At 72.1% G+C, this 20,198-nt stretch carries 14 protein-coding genes; 11 read left to right on the top strand and 3 right to left on the bottom strand.

From position 1 onward, the window contains the following. The 7 genes from ACFYZ4_RS03680 to ACFYZ4_RS03650 all read left to right on the top strand — a co-directional run. Positions 1–1,005: MFS transporter (locus tag ACFYZ4_RS03680; RefSeq protein ID WP_390782889.1), on the top strand; the 1,005-nt coding region annotated here is incomplete at its 5' end. A 72-nt stretch (positions 1,006–1,077) separates the two neighbouring features. Then, complete coding sequence (locus tag ACFYZ4_RS03675) at positions 1,078–1,932, top strand: alpha/beta hydrolase (RefSeq protein ID WP_390782888.1); 855 nt, start codon at positions 1,078–1,080, stop codon at positions 1,930–1,932. An 80-nt stretch (positions 1,933–2,012) separates the two neighbouring features. Next, on the top strand, positions 2,013–2,531 hold the full coding sequence (locus ACFYZ4_RS03670; RefSeq protein ID WP_319728006.1) for a hypothetical protein: 519 nt from the start codon (positions 2,013–2,015) through the stop codon (positions 2,529–2,531). Between the two features lie 13 nt (positions 2,532–2,544). Further along, positions 2,545–3,525 carry an MsnO8 family LLM class oxidoreductase gene (locus ACFYZ4_RS03665; protein WP_384344624.1) on the top strand — a complete coding sequence of 327 codons (981 nt, stop codon included), beginning with the start codon at positions 2,545–2,547 and terminating at the stop codon, positions 3,523–3,525. 377 nt (positions 3,526–3,902) lie between these two features. Then, positions 3,903–7,886, top strand: coding sequence for an SGNH/GDSL hydrolase family protein (locus ACFYZ4_RS03660; RefSeq protein ID WP_390782887.1), 3,984 nt, complete (start codon positions 3,903–3,905; stop codon positions 7,884–7,886). 91 nt (positions 7,887–7,977) lie between these two features. Continuing rightward, entirely contained in the window at positions 7,978–8,430 is a 453-nt protein-coding gene (locus ACFYZ4_RS03655; RefSeq protein WP_390782886.1) for a hypothetical protein, read from the top strand. A gap of 50 nt (positions 8,431–8,480) precedes the next feature. Further along, on the top strand, positions 8,481–9,698 hold the full coding sequence (locus tag ACFYZ4_RS03650; RefSeq protein ID WP_390782885.1) for a glycosyltransferase: 1,218 nt from the start codon (positions 8,481–8,483) through the stop codon (positions 9,696–9,698). A 23-nt stretch (positions 9,699–9,721) separates the two neighbouring features. Here the strand turns inward: ACFYZ4_RS03650 and ACFYZ4_RS03645 are convergent, their stop codons facing one another. Together ACFYZ4_RS03645 and ACFYZ4_RS03640 are read right to left on the bottom strand one after the other, a co-directional pair. Beyond that, positions 9,722–10,060, bottom strand: coding sequence for a hypothetical protein (locus ACFYZ4_RS03645; RefSeq protein WP_390782884.1), 339 nt, complete (start codon positions 10,058–10,060; stop codon positions 9,722–9,724). A 44-nt stretch (positions 10,061–10,104) separates the two neighbouring features. Continuing rightward, positions 10,105–10,449 (bottom strand): hypothetical protein, encoded by a 345-nt coding sequence (locus ACFYZ4_RS03640; RefSeq protein ID WP_390782883.1) that lies wholly within the window; start codon positions 10,447–10,449, stop codon positions 10,105–10,107. A 151-nt stretch (positions 10,450–10,600) separates the two neighbouring features. Here ACFYZ4_RS03640 and ACFYZ4_RS03635 point away from each other — a divergent pair, with 151 nt between their 5' ends. From ACFYZ4_RS03635 to ACFYZ4_RS03625, 3 genes are read left to right on the top strand one after another with little or no spacing between them, the layout of a single operon-like run. Beyond that, positions 10,601–11,545 carry a hypothetical protein gene (locus tag ACFYZ4_RS03635; RefSeq protein ID WP_351294800.1) on the top strand — a complete coding sequence of 315 codons (945 nt, stop codon included), beginning with the start codon at positions 10,601–10,603 and terminating at the stop codon, positions 11,543–11,545. Positions 11,546–11,563: 18 nt separating this feature from the next. After that, positions 11,564–12,187, top strand: a complete 624-nt coding sequence (locus ACFYZ4_RS03630; protein WP_351294797.1) for a hypothetical protein — start codon at positions 11,564–11,566, stop codon at positions 12,185–12,187. Beyond that, on the top strand, positions 12,168–13,001 hold the full coding sequence (locus ACFYZ4_RS03625; RefSeq protein WP_390782882.1) for an inositol monophosphatase family protein: 834 nt from the start codon (positions 12,168–12,170) through the stop codon (positions 12,999–13,001). Before ACFYZ4_RS03630 ends, ACFYZ4_RS03625 begins: the two co-directional genes overlap by 20 nt. A gap of 52 nt (positions 13,002–13,053) precedes the next feature. Here the strand turns inward: ACFYZ4_RS03625 and ACFYZ4_RS03620 are convergent, their stop codons facing one another. Then, on the bottom strand, positions 13,054–14,214 hold the full coding sequence (locus ACFYZ4_RS03620; protein WP_390782919.1) for an SLC13 family permease: 1,161 nt from the start codon (positions 14,212–14,214) through the stop codon (positions 13,054–13,056). Positions 14,215–14,338: 124 nt separating this feature from the next. On the opposite strand from ACFYZ4_RS03620, the gene ACFYZ4_RS03615 reads away from it, so the two are divergent. Continuing rightward, positions 14,339–20,179 (top strand): TIR domain-containing protein, encoded by a 5,841-nt coding sequence (locus tag ACFYZ4_RS03615; protein ID WP_390782881.1) that lies wholly within the window; start codon positions 14,339–14,341, stop codon positions 20,177–20,179. Positions 20,180–20,198: the final 19 nt, after the last annotated feature.

The raw sequence follows: 20,198 nt of genomic DNA, 5'->3' as shown, positions 1-20,198 counted from the left end.
ACGACGTCGTTTCCTGAGGGGCCGTTGCGGCAGAAGGCGCTGGGTTTGAACGGTGCGCTGATGTCGGCCGGTTTCACGACGGGCGCCATCCTGGGTGGTGTTCTGACGGATCTGTTGTCGTGGCGGTGGGCGTTCTTCATCAACGTGCCGGTGGCGCTTGCGGTGTTGTTCATTGCTCCTGCGGTGATCAAGGAGTCGCGTCCGTCGGTGCGTCCGAAGCTGGATCTGCCGGGTGCGACGGCGGTGACGTTGGGTCTGCTGGCGTTGATCTACGGGTTGACGCAGGCGGGTGAGCATGGTTGGGGTTCGGGTTCGGCTCTGGGCTGGCTGGCTGCTGGTGTGGTGCTGCTGGTCGTGTTCTATGCGATCGAGTCGAAGAGTGCCGCTCCTCTGGTGCCGGTGTCGGTGTTGAAGAAGAAGACGGTGGCGTGGGGCAATATCGCGGGTCTGATCGCGTTCCTGACCGAGACCAGCCTCGTCTTCCTGATGACGCTCTACCTTCAGGAAGTCCTGGACTTTTCGCCGCTGACGGCGGGGCTGTCGTTCGGTGTCCTGGGTATCGGCACGGTGATCGGTGGTTCGATCGCTCCGCGGGTGATCGGTGCGACGAGCACCCGCACCACGCTGATCGTGGGTGGTCTGCTCCAGGCGGTCGCGACGCTCAGCCTGATCGCGTTGGGTGAGACGTCGTCGTCGATGTGGCTGCTGCTGATCGCGACGTTCGCGGGTGGTGTCGGCAACATGCTGGTGATCGTCGGGTTCATGGTGACCGCGACGACGGGTCTGCCGGATCACGAGCAGGGCATGGCCACCGGTCTGGCGACGATGACGCAGCAGGTCGGTATCACGATGGGTACGCCGATCATGTCGGCGATCGCCGCGGCGAACACGGACATCCATGCCGGCATCACGACGGCGGTGATCGTGAACACCGCGATCGTGGTCCTCGGGACCCTCACCACCGCCCTCTTCCTCCGCAACAAGCAGCCCCGCAACGGCAACTAAGGCAACTCCGCCTTGTGACAGCCCTGCCGCGGCGGCGAACGTTGGCCCCAGGCACGGAGGGAAGGAAACCCGATGGCAACACCCACCCACTCGGCCGCCGGAAACAGCCGTGTCGCGGTCCGCTGGGAGCAGGCCCGCATCCCCTCCCCGTCCGGTCCGGTCCCCGCCAGGGTGTACCGGCCGGGGACATCGGCGCCGCAGGGCTGGCTGGTGTGGGCCCACGGCGGCAGCTGGCGCGCCGGATCCGCCCAGGACTGGCACGGCCCGACCGCCGAACTCGCCCAATCCTCCGGATTCGCCGTCGTCAGCGTCGACTACCGGCTCGCCCCCGAGGTACGCCACCCGGCCATGGTCGAGGACGTGCTGTCCGCCCTCGCCTGGGTCCGGGAGCGGGCCGGGGCAACCGCTCCCGTCGCCGTCGGCGGCGACAGCGCGGGAGCCACCCTGGCCGCCTGCGCCGCACTCGCCTGCCGCGACCGCGCCCTTCCCCTCGCCGCCCAGGTCCTCGCGTACCCGCCGCTGGACCCCGGCTGCACCGCGGCCTCCTACCACCGCTTCCCCGACATGTTCCCCACGGCCTCCTACCTGATGGCGGCCTGGCAGGACTACCGCGAGCCGGGCCGGCCCGTGGCCGCGGACGGCACGCGCCTCTACAGCACCCCCTTCGAGGCGTCCGAGCTGCGCGGAGTCGCCAGGGCCGTCATGGCCACCGGCGACCTCGACCCCGTCGGTGACGACGTGCACCACTACGGGCGCCTGCTGCGGGCGGCCGGAGTGGAGGTGACCCTGCGGGAGTTCCGGGAGACGGGCCACGGGGCCTTCCTCCACCCCGGCCGCCGCATGGGCGGGCACCCGACGGCATCCCTGCGCGGCTGGCTGGGCCTGGCCCTGCATCTGCTCGCCTCACCGGACGCCGCCGGCGCCTGAGGCCACCCGGCCCGCTTCCCCCTCCACGTTCCCCCTCCACCTTCCCCCTCCTCCAGTCCTCCACCTCGCAAGGAGCCGACATGACCCCCGACGTTCCCAACCTCGACGCCCTGCTCCGGCACTTCGCCGACCTGCGCGACGGCATCCACGGCGGAGCCGTGACCCGCCCCGACAAGGAGGAGCACTTCCGCACCGCCGCGCGCCTCCTGGACCCGTACGCCCGCCAGGCACTCGGCGAGCTCAACGACGAACTGCTGCTCGGGCAGGGCGTGGTGGACGCCGGCGGGGTCCAACGCGCCGACGACGGAAGCCTCTTCCACGCCTGGACCCTCTGGTGGGACGAGCAGTCGGCCGCCGACATCCCGCCGGTGACCCTGTACGCGCACTACGGCGCCTCCTTCCACCACCCCCACCTGCGCGGGGCGACGGTCTCCGAGTGGCCGCTGAACGTCTTCGACGACGCCCAGGCCGCCGCCGAACTGCCCACGCTGCGCGCCATCGCCGCCGCCGACCTCCACAACCTGGTCTTCGAACGGGACTTCAGGATCGTGCCCGCGACCATGGCGGGTGCCACCGGTGTCCCCGCCCACCAGCACTGAAAGGCCATCCGTCATGACGAACCTGCGACTGTCCGTGCTCGACCAGACCCCGGTCGGCGAGGACCACACTCCGGACCAGGCGCTGCGCGCCTCCGTGGACCTCGCCCGCGTCGCGGAGGACCTCGGCTACACCCGGTACTGGGCCGCCGAACACCACGGCTCCCCGGGCTTCGCGAGCAGCGCGCCGGAGATCCTCGCGGGGGCACTGCTCGCCCGCACCTCGCGGATGCGGATCGGGACGGGCGGGGTGCTGCTGCCCCGCTACGAACCGGCGAAGGTGGCCGAGGTCTTCGGCGTCCTGGCCTCCCTGTACCCGGGGCGGGTCGACCTCGGGATCGGCCGGGCGGGCGGCCCCGCGCGGGACTTCCCGCAGCGGCTGGCGGAGCTCCGGGTGCTGCTGGGCGAGGGGGGAGTCGTACCGCACGCTCCGGTCCCGCCGCAGATGTGGCTGCTGGGCGCCGGACGCGAGTCGGCGCGGCTGGCCGGCCTGTTGGGGACCGAGTTCGCGTTCGGGCACTTCTTCTCCCCGACCGGGGGCCGGGAGGCGTTCGAGGACTACCGCGCCGAGTTCCGGGCGGCCACCGGCGGCCGGGCGGGCGGTGCGCTCGCGGTGCGCGTGGTGACCGCGGACAGCGCCGGCCGCGCCGAGGAACTGGCCCAGAGCCTGCTGCTGTGGCGCGCCCGCAAGGACCTCGGCCACGACGCCCCGCTGCCGTCGTACGAGACCACGCGCCGCCACCGGTGGACGGGCGCCGAGCTGGACCGGGCCAAGGTGCACCGCACCGCCCTCGTCTCCGGGGCGCCCGAGCAGGTGCACTCCGTACTGACGGCCCTCGCCGGCACCCACGGGGTGGACGAGCTCGTCATCAACACCCTGACGCCCGACCCGGCCGATCGCCAGCGCTCGTACGAACTGCTGGCCGAGGCCTTCACCCTCCCGACGGCCCTCCCGTCGGCCCTCCCGGAAGCCGCCGCGGGAGCGTCCCGCTTCTAGGGTCCGTCAGAGGTAGAGGTCGATCGTGAAGCGCCTCTGGCCCACACCGATCGTGTCGGCGGCGGAGCCGCCGGGGAGACGCCAGGCCGTTCCTTTTCTGCCGGTTTGAATCTCCTCCGATTTCGAGGATGAATTCCCTTTCCTGGTTCCATTTCGTCCGGATGAACGGAAGCGCCTTCCCCGCAAGTGCAAGCGTCTTCACAACCGGAATTCTCCGGACAAATATCTGCGTCGAATATTCCTTGACGTGACGACATACCACACACGTAAAGTCCGTGCGGTCGGCGCCGGTTGGCGCCGTCCGAGGTTTTGTCGCAATGGGTTCAGGAGATGCAGTGAAACGAAGTAGACGCATATCTGCCTTACTCATCGGTCTGGTGGCCACCTCGTTGGGAGCGGGGCTGCTGCAGCTGCCCGCGGCCGCGGCCGAGCCGGCGCCGGCGCCCGCCGCGGGCTCGCCCGCTGCCGAGACCGACAAGTCGTCCGTTCCCTCGGCCGACCGCGAGAAGGTGCTGGGCAAGGGCTGGCAGAACTCCGGCGACCTGGCGTGGACGACCACGTCGGACGCCCAGGGGTTCCACATCCTCACGGCCAATGAGAACGCCGGATACGCATGGAAGACCGTCGCCTCGCTCGCCGAGCCCGGTCTGGACGCCGACGCCTGGATCGGCAACGCCTGCGTCACCGGCTCCGGCAGGCGGGCCGTCGTCGTGTACGCCCCGCGTACGTTCACCAACAAGCCGCAGCTGATGGCGCGCGGCGCGTTCACGGCCGTGGTCGAGCTGGACACCGGCAAGGTGACCAAGCTGGACCTGCGCGCCTCGCTCTCGTACTACAACCCGGGCTGCGGCACCGGGGAGAGCGCCGTGTTCACCCAGTCCGGCGGTGACGACAAGAGCGGCACCCGGCTGGTGACCGTGGACGCGGTCACCGCCAAGCTCGCCGCACCCGTCGAGGTGACCGGTCAGGTCACCTCGGGCGTGCCCGCGGAGGGGGCGGACGGGGCGGTCGTCGCGGCGAACGGGGCGCAGATCGTCAGGATCGACGCCCAGGGCCGCAGCCGGACGCTGGCCCGCACCGCGTCCGTGCCCTACCGGCTGAGCCCCGACGCCGACGGCGGCATCACCTTCCTCGACCAGCAGCCGCGGAAGTCGGCCACCGACCGCGGCACCACCCAGGTGCGGCGCGTCGCCGGCGGCAAGACCAGCACCCTGGGGGAGGGGCCGCTGACCAACACCGGCCTCGTCCGGGCCGGTGGCGACGTCTACATCACCGGCGACGCCAAGGCTGCCAAGTCGCTTCCCGCCCGGGTGAAGTCCCTGCCGGGCTCCCCCAAGGACGCCCTGGTCTCGACGGGCGGCAAGTCCGTGGTCCAGCGCACCGAATGGGCCGACGTCAAGGATTCCACCCTCCAGCCCGAGTCGGCCCTCGACGCACGGCCCGTGAAGATCGAGCTGTCCGTCCTCGACACCAAGAAGAAGGTCGGCTTCACGGCCGACCCGCTCGCGGTGATCCCCGACAGCTGGAAGCAGGGACGGGACCCCGCTCCCGCCGCCGGCCGCAAAACGGCCAAGGGAGCCGAATCCGCGGCGCCGTCGGGAGCCAAGTCGACGGCCGAGGCCACCGCCTCGGCGGCGGCTGCGGCCGCGGCGAGCTCGCCCACCGAGATCGTGGAGTCGGACCGGACCTGTTCCGTTCCCCGCAACGACCCCCGCAACCAGGCCATGCAGCCCAAGCCGCGCCAGGTGGAGTGGGCCGCGGACCAGGCCGTCACCGGGTTCCTCAACACGCACATCGAACGCCCGGCGAACTGGAAGAACCTCGGCATGCCGGCGTACATGCCGCAGTCGCTCTTCCTCAACCCGCCGCTCGCGGGGGGCGGCAGGGTGCCGGCCCAGGTGCTCCTGGGCATCACCACCCAGGAGTCGAACATGTGGCAGGCGGCGCGCAGCACCGTCCCCGGTGTCACCGGCAACCCGCTGATCGGCAACTACTACGGCATCGACTACTACGACGGCACCTCCGACAACGACTGGGACGTCAACTTCGCGGAGGCCGACTGCGGTTACGGCATCACGCAGGTCACCGACCACATGCGGATGGCCGGCCGTGAGGACGGCCACGGCGGCGCCGCCTGGCCGTACCAGACGCAGCGCGCGGTGGCGCTCGACTACACCGCGAACATCTCCGCCGGTCTGCAGATCCTGATCGAGAAGTGGAACCAGACGTACAACGCCGGGATGAAGCTCAACAACGCCAACCCGGCGAAGCTGGAGAACTGGTACTTCGCCCTGTGGGCGTACAACTCCGGCTTCCACCCCCAGGGCGCGGCAGGTGAACCCTGGGGTCTGGGCTGGTTCAACAACCCGGCCAACCCCGAGTGGGACGCGGCCCGCCCGCCGTTCCTGGAGAACTGGAACGGTGACGAGGACGCCAGCGCCGCGGCCCGCCCGCAGCACTGGCCCTACCCGGAGAAGGTACTGGGCTTCGCCGCGCACCCGCCGTCCTTCCTGGAGTCCCCGGGCAAGATGGTGCCCGCCTTCATCGCCTCCTACTGGAACGGCACCGCCGCCCCGGTGGACGCCCCGGGAAGCGCGAAGTACAACCGCGCGCACGTGAAGCCGCCGGAGAACCTCTTCTGCACCGCGGCCAACAACTGCAACCCGGCGAAGATCGGAGACACGGCGACGAACGACACCCCCACCTCCGGCCCCTGTGGCCGGACGGACTTCAAGTGCTGGTGGTCCGGACCGGCCACCTGGAAGGAAGACTGCTCCGCCTCCTGCGGGTTCGAGTTCATCCGCTTCAACTCCACCTACCCGGAGGAGGCCGACGGGACGCCGTACGCCCCGAACTGCTCGACCTCCGGGCTGCCCTCGAACGCGCTGATCATCGATGACGTGCCGGACGGCACCCCGTCCGTACGCCCCAACTGCGGGAGGCCCTGGACCAACCAGGGCAGCTTCGGCATGACCTTCTCCAAGTCCTCCGGCGAGACCGTGTACCCCTCGAAGGTGGACCTGCACCAGCTGGGCGCCGGGTTCGGCGGACACTTCTACTTCGGCCACACCCGTGCGTCCGACGTGAAGGGCGAACGCCTCAAGATCACCGGCACCTGGACCCTGAACAAGAGCCTGAACCAATGGGCCCGCGTGATGGTCCACATTCCCGACCACGGAGCCCACACCCGGCAGGCCAGATACCAGGTGTACACCGGGAGCGGGGCCTCGTTCCGGGCCGTCCCGCAGCGCATCAGATCCAACAAGTGGGTCTCGATCGGTGTCTTCCAGTTCAACGGCGTTCCGCAGATCAAACTCGACTCCATCGCCAAGGACGGAACCGGGGACGAGGACATCGCCTGGGACGCCGTGGCCATCCAGCCGCTGGCGGCCAAGCCCGAGCACATGATCGTGGCGATGGGCGACTCGTACTCCTCCGGTGAAGGAGCCTCGGTCACCGGCGGCGGCGACTACTACCCGGAGACCGACTACGGCGGCGACCAGGGTTCGGCGCGCAACGCCTGCCACCGCTCGAAGAACGCCTGGATCCGTCAGGCCGGCACTCCCTACGACTCCGGCATCGGGCGGACCTTCGGGGCGCGGGCCGACAACTGGGGGGACTCGGGGAGCATCGACCTCCAGTTCATCGCCTGTTCCGGTGCGAGAACCCACCAGATCCTGTCCGCGAACGGTGAAGGCCCCATGAACGCCTGGGGGAAGAAGGGCGAGTCCTCGTACGGGGAGCTGCCCCAACTGGACAAGGGATACCTCGACAGCAACACCACGCTCGTCACGATGTCCATCGGCGGCAACGACGCGGGCTACTCCGCGGTGATCCAGAAGTGCATGATCTGGACCTTCCCGACCAGCAACTGCTTCGACGATCCGCTCGACGGGGAGAGCGAGGCGATGAGGACGTCCGTTCCGAAGACCCTCGCGACGAAGGTCCGCCCGTCCATCGTGACCACTCTGAAGGAGATCGCGCTGCGGGCGCCCAACGCGAAGATCGTTCTCATGGGTTATCCCATGTTGTTCTCCAATGGTGTGAACTGTGCCGGCGCCCCGTTCGTCAACGCTGCCGAGTACGCGGATTTCGGGACGGTGACCAACACCATGGCGACCGAGATGGGCAACGCCGCGGCCGATGCCCGCGCGGCCGGAGTCCGGGTGGTGTTCGCGGATCCCAGAATTGCCTTCAACGGAAAGGGAATCTGCGGGACCCCGGAAACCATCCACGGTATCGTCAACGACAAGACGCCGAGCGACAAGCCGGGCGATCCGGTTTCAGCGCAGGGATTCCATCCCAAGACCACAGGCGCCGGAATCTACGCCGGAGTCCTCAATGATGCTCTGAAGCCCTGACGTTCTGACGTTCTGACGGACGGTCCCACCGCTCCACCGGTGCCCGAGGCCGCACACGGTCTCGGGCACCTTCCCATCGAAAGGCGGACCCATGCGTGAACTCGCGGGCACAGCCGGTGCGGCGGCCACCGGGGCGCTGACCGGAATTGCCGTCTCCGGCATATGGAACTGGGGCATTCGCGAGGACGCGAAGGTGTGCAAGGACGCGCCGAGCGTCTGTGTCACGTACTACCCGCTGTACGCGCTCGGCCTGACCATCGCGATCGTCCTCGTGCTCGTCCCGGTGGGCCTGTGGATCTCCCGGATCCGCCCCCTGCAGGTCAGCGTCCCCGTCTGCCTCGTGCTGATGGCGTACGTCCTGCTGCGCTCGGGCGACTGGCTGTACGCCCCCGGGAGCCCCAGCCTCCAAGTCACGTGGCCCTTCGTGCTGATCTGTGCGATCGGCCCGGCCCTCGTCGCCACGGCCCGCATCCGGCGTCTGCAGGTGCCCGCCCTGTCCGCCCTGGGCATCCTGATCGTGGTTTCGCTCTTTGCCGGAGCCTGAGGGCAGAATCTCCCACCGTAGTCACCGTCCTGGGAATTGGGGAGTACGGAATGCGCGTGTTGCTGTCGGCCTACGATTCGCGCGGGGGCGTCGAACCGCTGGTGGGTCTCGCGGTGCGGTTGCAGGAACTCGGCGCGGAGGTGCGGGTGTGCGCGCCACCGGACGAGGAGTTCGCCCAACGGCTGTCCGGGATCGGCGTGGAGATGGTGCCCACGGGCCAGTCGGTGCGCGCACTGGTGACCGGGAAGACGCCGCCGTCGCCCGGGGGTGTACCGCGGCGGGCGGCCGAGCTGGTCGCGGCGTTCTACGACAACGTCAGCGTGGCGGCCGAGGGGTGCGACGTGCTGGTCGCGACCGGGCTGGTGCCGGCGGTGGCAGGTGTGAAGGCCGTCGCCGAGAAGCTGGACATCCCCTACGTGTACGTGAGTTACCAGCCGGTGAGCCTGCCGTCGCCGCACCACCCGCCGATGCCGCGGCCGGGCCGGCCGCTCCCGGAGGGCGTGACCGACAACCGGGAGCTGTGGGACCGCGACATCGAGGACGCCCAGGCGGTGTTCGGCGAGGCGGTCAACACCCACCGGGCGTCGATCGGCCTGCCGCCGGTGGACAACGTCCGCGACCACGTCTTCACCGACCGCCCGTGGCTGGCCGCGGACCCGGTCCTGGCCCCCTGGCAGCAGCCCGCGGACCTCGAAGTGGTGCAGACCGGCGCGTGGGTCCTGCCGGACGAACGCCCGCTCCCCGCCGACCTGATGGCGTTCCTCGACGCCGGCACACCCCCGGTGTACGTGGGCTTCGGCAGCATTCCCCTGCGCGACCCGGAGGGCGTCGCCCGGGCGACCGTCGAGGCGATCCGCGCGCAGGGCTGCCGCGCGGTCCTCTCCCGCGGCTGGGCCGACCTGGCCCTGATCGACGACCAGGACGACTGCTTCGTCGTCGGCGAGGTCAACCACCAGGCACTGTTCCGCCGTACGGCCGCCGTCGTGCACCACGGCGGTGCGGGAACCACGACGACGGCCACCTGGGCCGGCGCGCCCCAAGTGGTGGTCCCCCAGGGGGCGGACCAGCCGTATTTCGCCGGCCGGGTGGCCGAGCTGGGCATCGGCGCGGCGCACGACGGTCCGACCCCGGCCCTCGCGTCCCTCTCGGCGGCGCTCAGGACGGCCCTGACGCCCGAGACCCGAACGCGGGCGACCGCCGTGGCCGCCGCGTTCCACGCCGACGGGGCGATGGTCGCCGCGAAGCTGCTGCTCGACGCGGCCGGCTGAGCGACGGGCCGGCCGGCCGCGGGTCACCCGATGTCAAGGAAGAAGGTGACCCAGGCCAGCGCGACGGCCACCACCACGAGGGCCACCGCACCGAGCGGGACCCCGATGCGGGCCCCGGCCGGCGCCGGCACCCCGTCCCGCCGCGAACGCCACAGGTCGGGAAGGCCCCAGACGATCGCGCAGATGGCGAGGGGCAGAACGAGGTAGAGGGGCACGAAGCGGATCGGGGGCGGGACGGCGTCCGGCAGGAGCGGGCAGCCGAGCGCCCCGACCGCGGCGATCCCCAGGAACAGGGACCCCCTGCCGGTGGACCGCGGCCCTGCCTCGTGTGCCGGTGCGCCGGCCTGCTGCGTGGAGCTCATGGGAAGCAGGCTAGGCGGAGCGCGGCCGGCACACCTGGGGGCGGCTACTCATCCGTCCGTGAGTAGCCGGCCCCACTGCTTGCTGCTCGACGGCGACGATCTTGACCATGGCCAGGTTCCCCTCCCTTGCTCTTCCCGAAGGGGGTGCTGCTCTTGACGTCGCTGAGGCCCATCGCCAGCTCCTGGTCCTTCCAGCCGATCGGGCGCGGCGTGGGCGGGGCTCGTGGGTGCGCGTCGGCGTGTACGGAGTGCAGCGCCTGCGCGGTGCAGCCGATCAGCTGGAACACGGCGGGCACGATGTGGTAGCCCTGCACCCGGCGGGCCGACCGCACCTCGTGCTCGAACCGGGCCCGGAAGTCCGGTTCCTGGGCGAACTCGCGCCGGATCACCTTCAGCGCGACCGGCGTCCGTCCACGGCCCGGCCCGTCCGGTGGCCGTCCGGTGCCCGGTTCCGTGCTCCCTCCCTGCCGTGTGCGCTCTGGTGGGGCCGCCGGGGCATCTCCTACCATCGGGACAGGGGCGGGGGAGGGGGGTGCGCCGATGGCGACGCATGTCGGTCGGCTGGAGCGCTTCGTGGCCTGGGTGCTGCGCAATGCGGATGTCGTCGTCGCCCTGTTGGTCGCGATGGCAGTCGGCTTCCTGGACATCTTCGGCGACGTCGTCAGCGACGACGTGGCCTCCGGCGCCACCCTGGTCGTCCTCGGCCTGCTCGCCACCGGGTCGATCGTGGAACGGGTGCGCCGGCCCGCGAGCATCCAGGAGGCGATGAGCGGGACCCGCCGGGCCCTGGAAGACCTCGCCATGGTGCGCTCGCTCTCGGGCAACGAGGTCGGCGAGGCCCTGCGCAAGGCCCGCCAGCACACCAACCTCTGGTACTTCAAGGGCGGTACGGGCACCTACCTGCGGGCCGTCACCCTGCCGCTGTGCGTGCGCGCCGCGAAGGAACAGCGCTCACAGCTCAACGTGAAGATCGACATCGTGAACCCGGCCGACGAGCGGGCCTGCGCCGCCTACGCCCGCTTCCGCCAGATGTTCGGCGCGCAGCGCCCCGGAGACGACCTCTGGACCACCGACCGGGTCCGCCGGGAGTCGTACGCGACGGTCCTCGCCGCCTGCTGGTACCAGCGGCAGCTGACGACGCTCGAGATCAGCGTGCACCTGTCGTCCGCCGTGCCCACCCTGCGCTTCGACCTGTCCGAGACCTGCCTCGTCATCACCCAGGACGACCAGTCCCGGGTGAACCTGCTCGTGGAACGGGGCCAGCCGCTCTACGACTACTACGTCACCGAGCTGCACCAGAGCCGCGAGCAGGCGACCGTGCTCGATCTGCGCGTCGCGTCGCCGCTCGGCCAGGAGCCGACCGTCGACGAGGTGCGCACGCTCTTCGACGACCTGCGGCTCCCGCTGCCGCGCTTCTTCACCGACAGCGACATCGGCAAGATCATCGAGAAGGCGCTGCACGCGGAGGACCCCTACAGGAGGTGAGGCGCTGCGGCGCGTGCCATGGACCGCGAGCTGGAAAGGACCCTGGTCACCCTGGAGGAAATAGCCTCCGGTGACAGGGAGTTGCGTGCCGTTCGCCATCCGCTCGGATTCCTCTGCCTGCCGCTGCTGAGAGAGGGCCCGCGCGGGATCTGCGTCCACCTCTTCGACGCCGGCAACCGGGCCGAGCCGGACGCCTCGCCCATGCACGCCCACAGCTGGGAGCTGCGCAGCCGCGTGCTGTACGGGCGGGTGGCGAACCTGCCCGTACGGACGACCGCGGTGGGCGACGGCGAAGCGGGCGCGACCCACCGGGTGTTCGAGGTGTGGAGCGGGAGCGACGGCGTGGACGAGATCCGCCCCACCCCCCGGCTGGTGCGCAGCGAGCCCGGACCCGCCCAGGTCAGCTCCGGCGGGGAGACCTACACCCTGGCCGCCGGCCAGTTCCACGCCACCGCCCTGGAGGGACCCGAACCCGCCGCCACCCTCGTCCACGGGCTCTCGATCCCCGGACAGGCCGACCTTTCGCTCGGGCCGCTCGACGGCCGCCCGCGCCGCACGACCCGCCGACTGTGCGACACCGTGCAGACCGTACGCAGCGTCCACACCGTCCTCAGGAGGTTCGATGCCGAACAGCGGGCCTGATTTCGACCGCGAGAGGCGGGTCGCCGTCGCCGCGGCGGAGGAGGCGGGCGGGCTGCTGCGCCGGCGCTTCGGCACGGCGCACTGCGTACGGACGAAGGACGAGTCGGGGGACGTGCAGGTCGACCTCGACCTCGCCGCCGAGCGGCTCGTGCTCGGCCGGATCCAGCGCCACTTCCCGCACGACCGGATCCTGTCCGAGGAGGCGGGGCTGCTCGATGCGGCGGGCGAACGCACCTGGCTGGTGGACCCGCTGGACGGCAGCAACAACGTCGCGATCGGGCTGCCCGCGTACGTGGTGGGCATCGGGCTGTGCCTGGCCGGCGCCCCGGTGATGGGCGTGGTGCACGAGCCGGTCACCGGGCAGACCTGGCACGCGGTGCGGGGCCACGGGGCCCACGGCCCGTCCGGCGCGCTGCCCGGCCCCGCCCCCGAGCTGCCGCGCCCCGGGCCCGTCGTCGCCTGGACCCAGGGATACGCCGTGCGGCGCGGCGACGCGACCGCGGTGGCGCTGCGGGCCGTGCTCGATCTGCGCTGCCGGCGCGTGCTGCAGCTGTGGGCACCGCTGCTCGGCTGGAGCCTGCTGGCGCGCGGCACGATCGACGCCTTCGTCGGCTACCGGGCCGAGGGCGTGGACCTGCCGACCGGGGCGCTGCTCGCGGCCGAGACCGGGGTGGAGCTGCGCACCCTGTCCGGGGCGCCGTTCCGGCCCGGTTTCGCCGGGGACCACAGCGGGCGCAGCTATGTGGCGGCGCGCGGCGAGACCCTCGCGTACCTGCTGCGGGAGGTGGGCGAGGCGACCCGGCACGCGGGGTGACCCGGCACGCCTGGCGCCCCCGCACGCGAGGCGACCCGGCACGTGACGTGACCTACGTGGTGGCCGCGAGTGCCACCGTCGCCGCCAGCGTGCCCGTGACCGCCAGGACCAGCCCCGTACCGAAGAAGCGGCCCAGCTCGATCCGCGTGCCGTGCCAGCGGCACCGCTCGAACCACAGCAGCGTGGCCAGCGAGGCCCACGGGGTGATGACCGGTCCCACGTTCACGCCGATGAGCTGGGCGAGCAGCTGCTGCTGGTTGGCCTCGGGGATGGCCGCCTCGCCCGCCATGTAGGCCGGGAGGTTGTTCAGCGCGTTGGAGAAGCCCGCCCCGACCGCCGCGGACCTCAGCATCCCGACGAACCCGTTGTCGGACCCCATCGCCGTCGCCAGTACCTCGTGCAGTCCGTGTGCGTTGACCGTCTCCACCACCAGGAACATCCCCGGGACGAGGACGAGGAGCCGCCAGGGGATCAGGGAGAGGCGCAGCGTCTCCCGGCTGCGCACCGCGAAGGCCACCACCACGACCAGCGCGGCCGTCATCGAGGCCGACCACAGCGGCACGTCGGCGAGGATCGCCAGCAGGAAGCCGGTGCACGCCACCGCGCACACCCGGAACAGGACCCGGTCCGCCGGGCGCGGCGGTGACGGCGGCTCGTAGCGGAGCGCGCCACGGCGTCCCAGACGCCAGTAGAAGCCCCACAGGCAGGCCATCGTGACCGCGATGGCGGCCAGCTGCGGGGCCCACATGGTGGCCGCCATCTCCGACGGCGACAGGGCGACCCGGTCCGCGGCCAGCAGGTTCGTCAGGTTCGACACGGGCAGCAGCAGGCTCGCCGTATTGGCCAGCCAGACCGTGGTCATCGCCAGCGGTACGGCCGCGATGCCCACCCGGGTCGCCAGCGACAGCATCACCGGGGTGAGCAGCACCGCCGTGGTGTCCAGGTTGAGGGTGATGGTGGTGACGGACGCGAACAGCACGCACAGCCCGAACAGGAGAGGATAGTTCCCCCGGCCCGCCCGCGCCACCCGGGTGGCGACCACGTCGAAGACCTCCGCCTTGCCGGTCAGCTCGGCGAGGACGATGACCGTGGCGAGGAACACCAGCAGCGGGCCGATGCGCTCCATCACCTCGCCGGCGGGCCCGGTGGGCAGCAGACCCGTGGCGACGCAGAGCGCGCCGAGGGTGAGCAGGCCGCCGGCCAGCCAGTCCAGTGGATGCAGCCGCTTGAGGAGAGACACGTCGAACAGATTCGCACGTACGCGCGGTCGATCGTCAGGCGGCCCGGATGGATTCGGACAGGCCCGCTCGGGCGGGGGAGCTCCTACCATGGTTCCCATGATGACGGATGGGCAATTCGGCGCTCCCGCAAGAGAATTCGACTTCTTCATCAGCTACTCGCCGGCCGACGAGCCATGGGCCGCATGGATCGCCTGGACCCTGGAGGAAGCCGGGTACCGCACGGTCGTGCAGGCCTGGGACTTCGTACCGGGAACGAATTTCATAGATTTCATGGACCGCGGTGTCAGCGAGTCCCAGGCCGTGATCGCCGTACTGTCCCGCCATTACGAACGCTCCACCTACGGCCGCATGGAATGGCAGGCCGCGCTCCGCGCATCGCCCGAGTCCCCCGAAAGGCGACTGCTGACCGTACGCGTGGACGAGATGCCGATCGAGGGACTGCTCGCCACCATCACCTACGTCGACCTCGTGGGCGTCGCCGACATCGACGCGGCCCGCTCCCTGCTGCTGACCCGGGTCGAGCAGGCCGTCGACGGACACGCCCGCCCGGGCCGGCGGCCCGGCTATCCGGGCGGCGGACCGGTCCCCGTCCGCCACCCGGAGCAGCCGAACCCGGCCCGGCCGCAGCCGAGCGCGCTCGCCGGCCCCGGCTGGGCGGGACGCCGACGGCCCGCCCGGGCGCCGCTCTACCCGCAGGCCTCCCCGGCCGACGGCGGCCGGACCCAGGACGCCGTCACCGTCCTGCACCTGGCCGGGCCCGACTTCGGGCGCGGCCGCGAGCCCGACGCGCTCAGCCGGCAGATCCGCGGCGACCTGATCATGCTCAGGGACGCGGGCGCCCCCGCCCCCGACCTGATGGTGGTGACCGGGGACCTCACCGCCTCCGGCAGCCCGCGCGAGTGCGACCAGGCCCTCAGCTTCCTGACCGCCCTGCGGTCCCAGCTCGACCTGTCGCCCCAGCGCGTCATGGTGGTACCGGGCGCCCAGGACGTGAACCAGGCCGCGTCCCAGGCCTACTTCCACACCTGCGAGGCCGACGAGGTCGCGCCCCAGCCGCCGTACTGGCCCAAGTGGCGCCACTACACCCGGCTCTTCCGCGGCCTCTACCAGGGCCTGGACACCGTCTTCGACAGCGACCAGCCCTGGACCCTCTTCCCCGTACCGGAACTGAGCACGGTCGTCGCCGGCTTCAACTCCTCCATGGCCTACAGCCACCGCCCGGAGGAGCAGTACGGGTACATAGGCCGCGACCAGGCCGCCTGGTTCGCCGAGGCCATGCGCCGCTACGAGGAGGAGGGCTGGCTGCGCATCGGCGCGCTCCGCCATCCGCTCACCGACGGCCGCCGCCCCGGCGACGCGATCGGCGGCCCCGGCGGCCTGCGGGACGCCGACACCTTCGCCCGGCTCGCCGCCCCACGGCTCCACCTGCTCCTGCACGGCCCGACCGGCGGCCCCCGCACCCTCACCGGAGTCCCCAGCCGCACCCAGCTGCCCGGCGCCGCCGGCGAACTGCCGCTCTTCGGCTCCGCCGCCCCCGCCCGCTTCCAGCTCCTGCGGGTCACCGCGGACGGAGCCACCCGCTGGGACGACCGGATCACGGCCGCGAGCGAGCACTTCCCCGGCGACTGGAGGCAGACCCGCCGGGTCTTCCCCGTCCCCGAACTGCCCCCCGTCATCACCGTCGAGCCCACCCAGGGCAGGGCCCCGCTGGAGGATCCGGCCGCCGCGCTCATCGAGCAGGTCAAGGAGATCTGCCGGGTGCGCACGGAGGGCGTACGGCTGCGCGACGTCCCGCGCCGCGAACCGGCCGACATGGCGCAGATCATGGCCACCTGGCGGGAGCAGGAGGACGGCGTCGTCCGGCAGCAGCGCATCGCCGTCCACCCCGGCACCCCCACCGAGGACGAGATCGACCGCTTCATCGCCCAGGTCCACGCGACCGACACCGGTTCCGAGGCCGTCCTGGTGTACGCGGGCGACGCCCCCGCGAGCGGGCTGCGGCAGCGGGCGGCCGGCCACGGCGTACGCGTGCGGGTCCGCAGCTTCATCGAGTTCCAGGGCCTGCTCGACCTGCGCGGCTACGTCGCCGCCCAGACCGCCCGGCTCGCGGCCAGCGAACAGTACCCGCCGGGCCTCTACCTCCCCCAGCGCTACCGCGACGCCGACCGCAGCGACGGCCAGGAGCGCGACGGGCTCGTCGAGGAGCTGCTGGAGCTGCTGGAGTCCGACCACGGCCGCTTCGTCCTGCTCCTCGGCGACTTCGGACACGGCAAGACCTTCGCCCTGCGCGAGCTGGCCCGCCGCATCCCCGAACAGCTGCCCCACCTGACCCCGCTGCTCATCCCGCTCAACACCCTCGACCGGGCGCACAGCCTCGAAGGACTCGTCGCCGCCCACCTGGCCGGCCACGACGTCGACACCATCGACCTGCGGGCCCTGCGCTACATGCTCGCCCAGGGCCGCGTCGTCCTGCTCTTCGACGGCTTCGACGAACTCGTCCACCGCGTCAGCTACGACCGGGCCGCCGACCACCTCCAGGTCCTCCTCGACGCCGCCGTCGACAACGCCAAGATCGTGGTCAGCAGCCGCACCCAGCACTTCAAGTCGCACGCCCAGGTCCTCACCGCGCTCGGCGAGCGCGTCGGCCTGCTGCCGCAGCGCCGCATCCTCTCCGTCGAGGGCTTCACCCCCGCGCAGATCCGCTCCTACCTGGTCCGCGGCTACGGCGACGAGCGCGCGGCCGACCAGCGGTTCCAGCTCCTGCGCAACATCCCCGACCTGCTGATGCTCTGCCGCAACCCCCGGCTGCTCTCCTTCGTCGCCGACCTGAGCCAGGACCAGCTGCGGGCGGTCGCCGGCGCCGGCCGCGCGCTCAGCCCGGCCCGGCTGTACGAGGACGTGTTCGCCTCCTGGCTCACCTACGAGGAGCTCCGCGGCCAGGGAGGCCCCGGAGCCCCGCCCGGACTCACCGTCGACGAGCTGTGGGCCGCGGTGACCGCGCTGGCCTGGCGGCTCTGGGAGAGCGGCCGCAGCGCCCTGCGGCTCGACGAGCTCACCGAAACCGTGGCCACCACCCTCAGTGAGCTCACCGAGTCCCCGCTCACCCCGTCCGAACGGGCCCAGGCCGTCGGCGCCGGCAGCCTCCTGGTACGCAGCGACGACGGGGTCTTCCAGTTCATCCACGGCTCCGTCATCGAATGGCTGGTGGCGCGGGAAGCCGCACGCCAGCTCGCCCGGGGGCAGCACACCCTGCTGCACGCCCGCCCGTTCAGCCAGCTCGCGGTCGAGTTCTTCTGCGACCTCGCCGACCACGAACGGTGCGCCCGATGGGTGCGCGACGCCCTCGACTCACCCGGGCGCGGCATCAACGACGCCGCCCGCGCCAACGCCGTCCGGATCAGCGACCGGCTCCGGGTGCCCGCCAACGCCGACCTGCGGGGCGCCCGCCTGGCCGGGGAGGACCTCTCGCACCGCGACTTCTCCGGGGTCGACCTCAGCGACGCCGATCTCACGGACGCCCGGCTGGTCGGCGCCAACCTCTCGGGCGCCCGGCTGCGGGGCACCCGGCTGACCGGCGCCCGCCTCGACCGGGCGGACCTCAGCCGCGCCGACCTGACCGGCGCGAACCTGAGCCGGGCCCGGCTCACCCGGGCCGACCTGCGGGGCGCCTCGCTGACCGGCAGCCGCTGGCACCGGGCCGCGCTCATCGACGTGACGATGGACGACACGGTGCGGTCGGCCCCCGAGCTGAGGACCGCCTCGATCGCCCCCGGGATGCCCGTGGACGCCGGGTTCCGGCCCTCGGCGGTCGGGGTCCCGTACGGCTTCGGCATGCGCACCAGCCGCCTTCCCGAACCCATCGCGTACAGCGCCGACGGCGAACTCCTCGCCGTCGGCAGCGAGGACGGCTCCATCCTGGTCTGCGGCGCCGACGACGGCCGGGCCGTACGCACCCTCCAGGGGCACGAAGGACGGGTGTACGCCGTGAAGTTCCGGCCCGACGTGATCGCCACCGGCGGCTCCGACGGCGCGGTGCGGCTCTGGGACCCGGTGACCGGAGCGTGCCGGCACCGCCTGGAGGTCCACCCCGACGGGGTCTGGCCGGTCTCCTTCGACGCGGCCGGCACCCTGCTCGCCACCGGCGACCGCGAGGGCCTGGTCACCGTGTGGGACGTGGCCACCGGCGGGCCCGTGCACCGGCTTCCCGGCCACACCGCGCCCGTCTACACCGCCGTCTACGGCCCGGGCGGCATGCTGCTCACCGGCGACGCGAACGCGACGGTACGCCTCTGGGACCTGGCCACGGGGCGTTGCGTCCGGGAGATCGACGGCCATCAAGGCGCCGTGTACCGCGCCCGGTTCAGCCCGGACGGTACCCTCTTCGCGACCGCCGACCGGGGCGAGAGCGGGCGCGGCGGCACCGTGCGGATCTGGCGCACGGCCGACGCACGGCTGCTCCACGAGTTCACCGGACACACCGGCCGCGTGTACGTCCTCGACTTCCACCCCGAGGGGAACCTCCTCGCCAGCGGCTGCACCGACGGCCAGGTACGGCTCTGGGACCCCGTCGTCGGCACCCCCGCCGGAATCCTCGAACGGGGCACGGGCGCCGTCTACCAGGTGCTGTTCGGCGACGAGGGCAAGCTCCTCGCCGCCTGCGACAGCAACGGCGCGGTCCGGCTCTGGACGGTCACCACCGGGCGCCCCCACGGCTACACGATCGCCCTCCACCCCCAGCAGCCGGCCGAGCACCGGGGCACCGCCTGGGCGTGCGCCTTCCGGCCCGGCGACAGCCAGCTGCTCACCGTCGGCAACGACGGCGGCGCGCAGATCTGGGATTCCGCCACCGGCCAGGGCAAGCGCATCCTGCGCGGCCACGGCCGCCGCATCAGCGGCGTCGCCTTCAGCGCGGACGGCACGCAGCTGGCGACCGCCGGCAACGACGGGGTCGTACGGCTCTGGGAGACGCGCACGGGGCGGCGTACGGACGAGCTCTCCGGGCGCGGGGACCGGCTCGTCTCGGCGGCGTTCAGCCCCGTCGAACCCCTCCTGGCCACCGCCAGCAACGACGGCGACATGTACCTGTGGGACCCGGCGGGCGGCGAGTACCTGAGGGAGCTCGACGCCGAGACCGAGCACGTCTGGGCGGAGGCCTTCAACGCCGACGGCACCCTGCTCGCCACCGCCAACGACGACGACTCCGTGCACGTCTGGTTCCGCCCCACCGGTTCCCCCGTGTCGAACCTGACCGGGCACCGGGGCCGGGTCCGCTCGATCGCCTTCCGCTCGGACGCCGACGTCCTGGCCACCGGCTGCGACGACAGCGTCGTACGGGTGTGGGACGCCAGGAGCGGCCGGCTCATGGAGGAGCTCGGCGGGAGCACCGGGCACGCGGACCGGGTGTACGGCGTCGCGTACGGGCCCGGGAGCGCCTGGCTGGCCAGCGCGAGCTGGGACGGCACCGCCATCGTCTGGCGGGACGGGCAGGCGGGCCCGCGGCTGCGCGGACGCGGCGGACGGCTGTGGACCGTGGCCGCCCACCCGAGCCGCCCCCTGCTGGCCGTCGGGGGCGACGACCGGTCCGTATGCCTGTGGAACGCCGAGACGGGCGAGCACGTCACCGACCTCGTCGGCCACACCGGCCGGGTGCTCTCCCTCGCCTTCTCCCCGGACGGCACGACGCTGGCGAGCGGCGCCGAGGACGGCACCGTACGGCTGTGGAACCTGCCGGCGGACGGCGGCCCGCCGTCACCGCGCGCGACCCTGATGGGGATGGCGGGCGGCTGGGCGGCGCTGACACCGTCCGGCGGCTACAAGTACGAGGGCGATGTGGCCGGCGAGTTCTGGCACGTCGTGGGCATGTCCCGGTTCACCCCGGGGGAGCTAGACGAGTACCTGCCGGGCATCCACCGGCTGCCGCTGGGCGAGGAGTTGTGACGATCGCCCGGAACAGGGT

This window comes from Streptomyces sp. NPDC001513 (assembly GCF_042894695.1).
Lineage (GTDB): Bacteria > Actinomycetota > Actinomycetes > Streptomycetales > Streptomycetaceae > Streptomyces.
The sequence above is the reverse complement of the archived record's forward strand: the minus strand, read 5'-3'. Positions and strand labels throughout refer to the sequence as shown.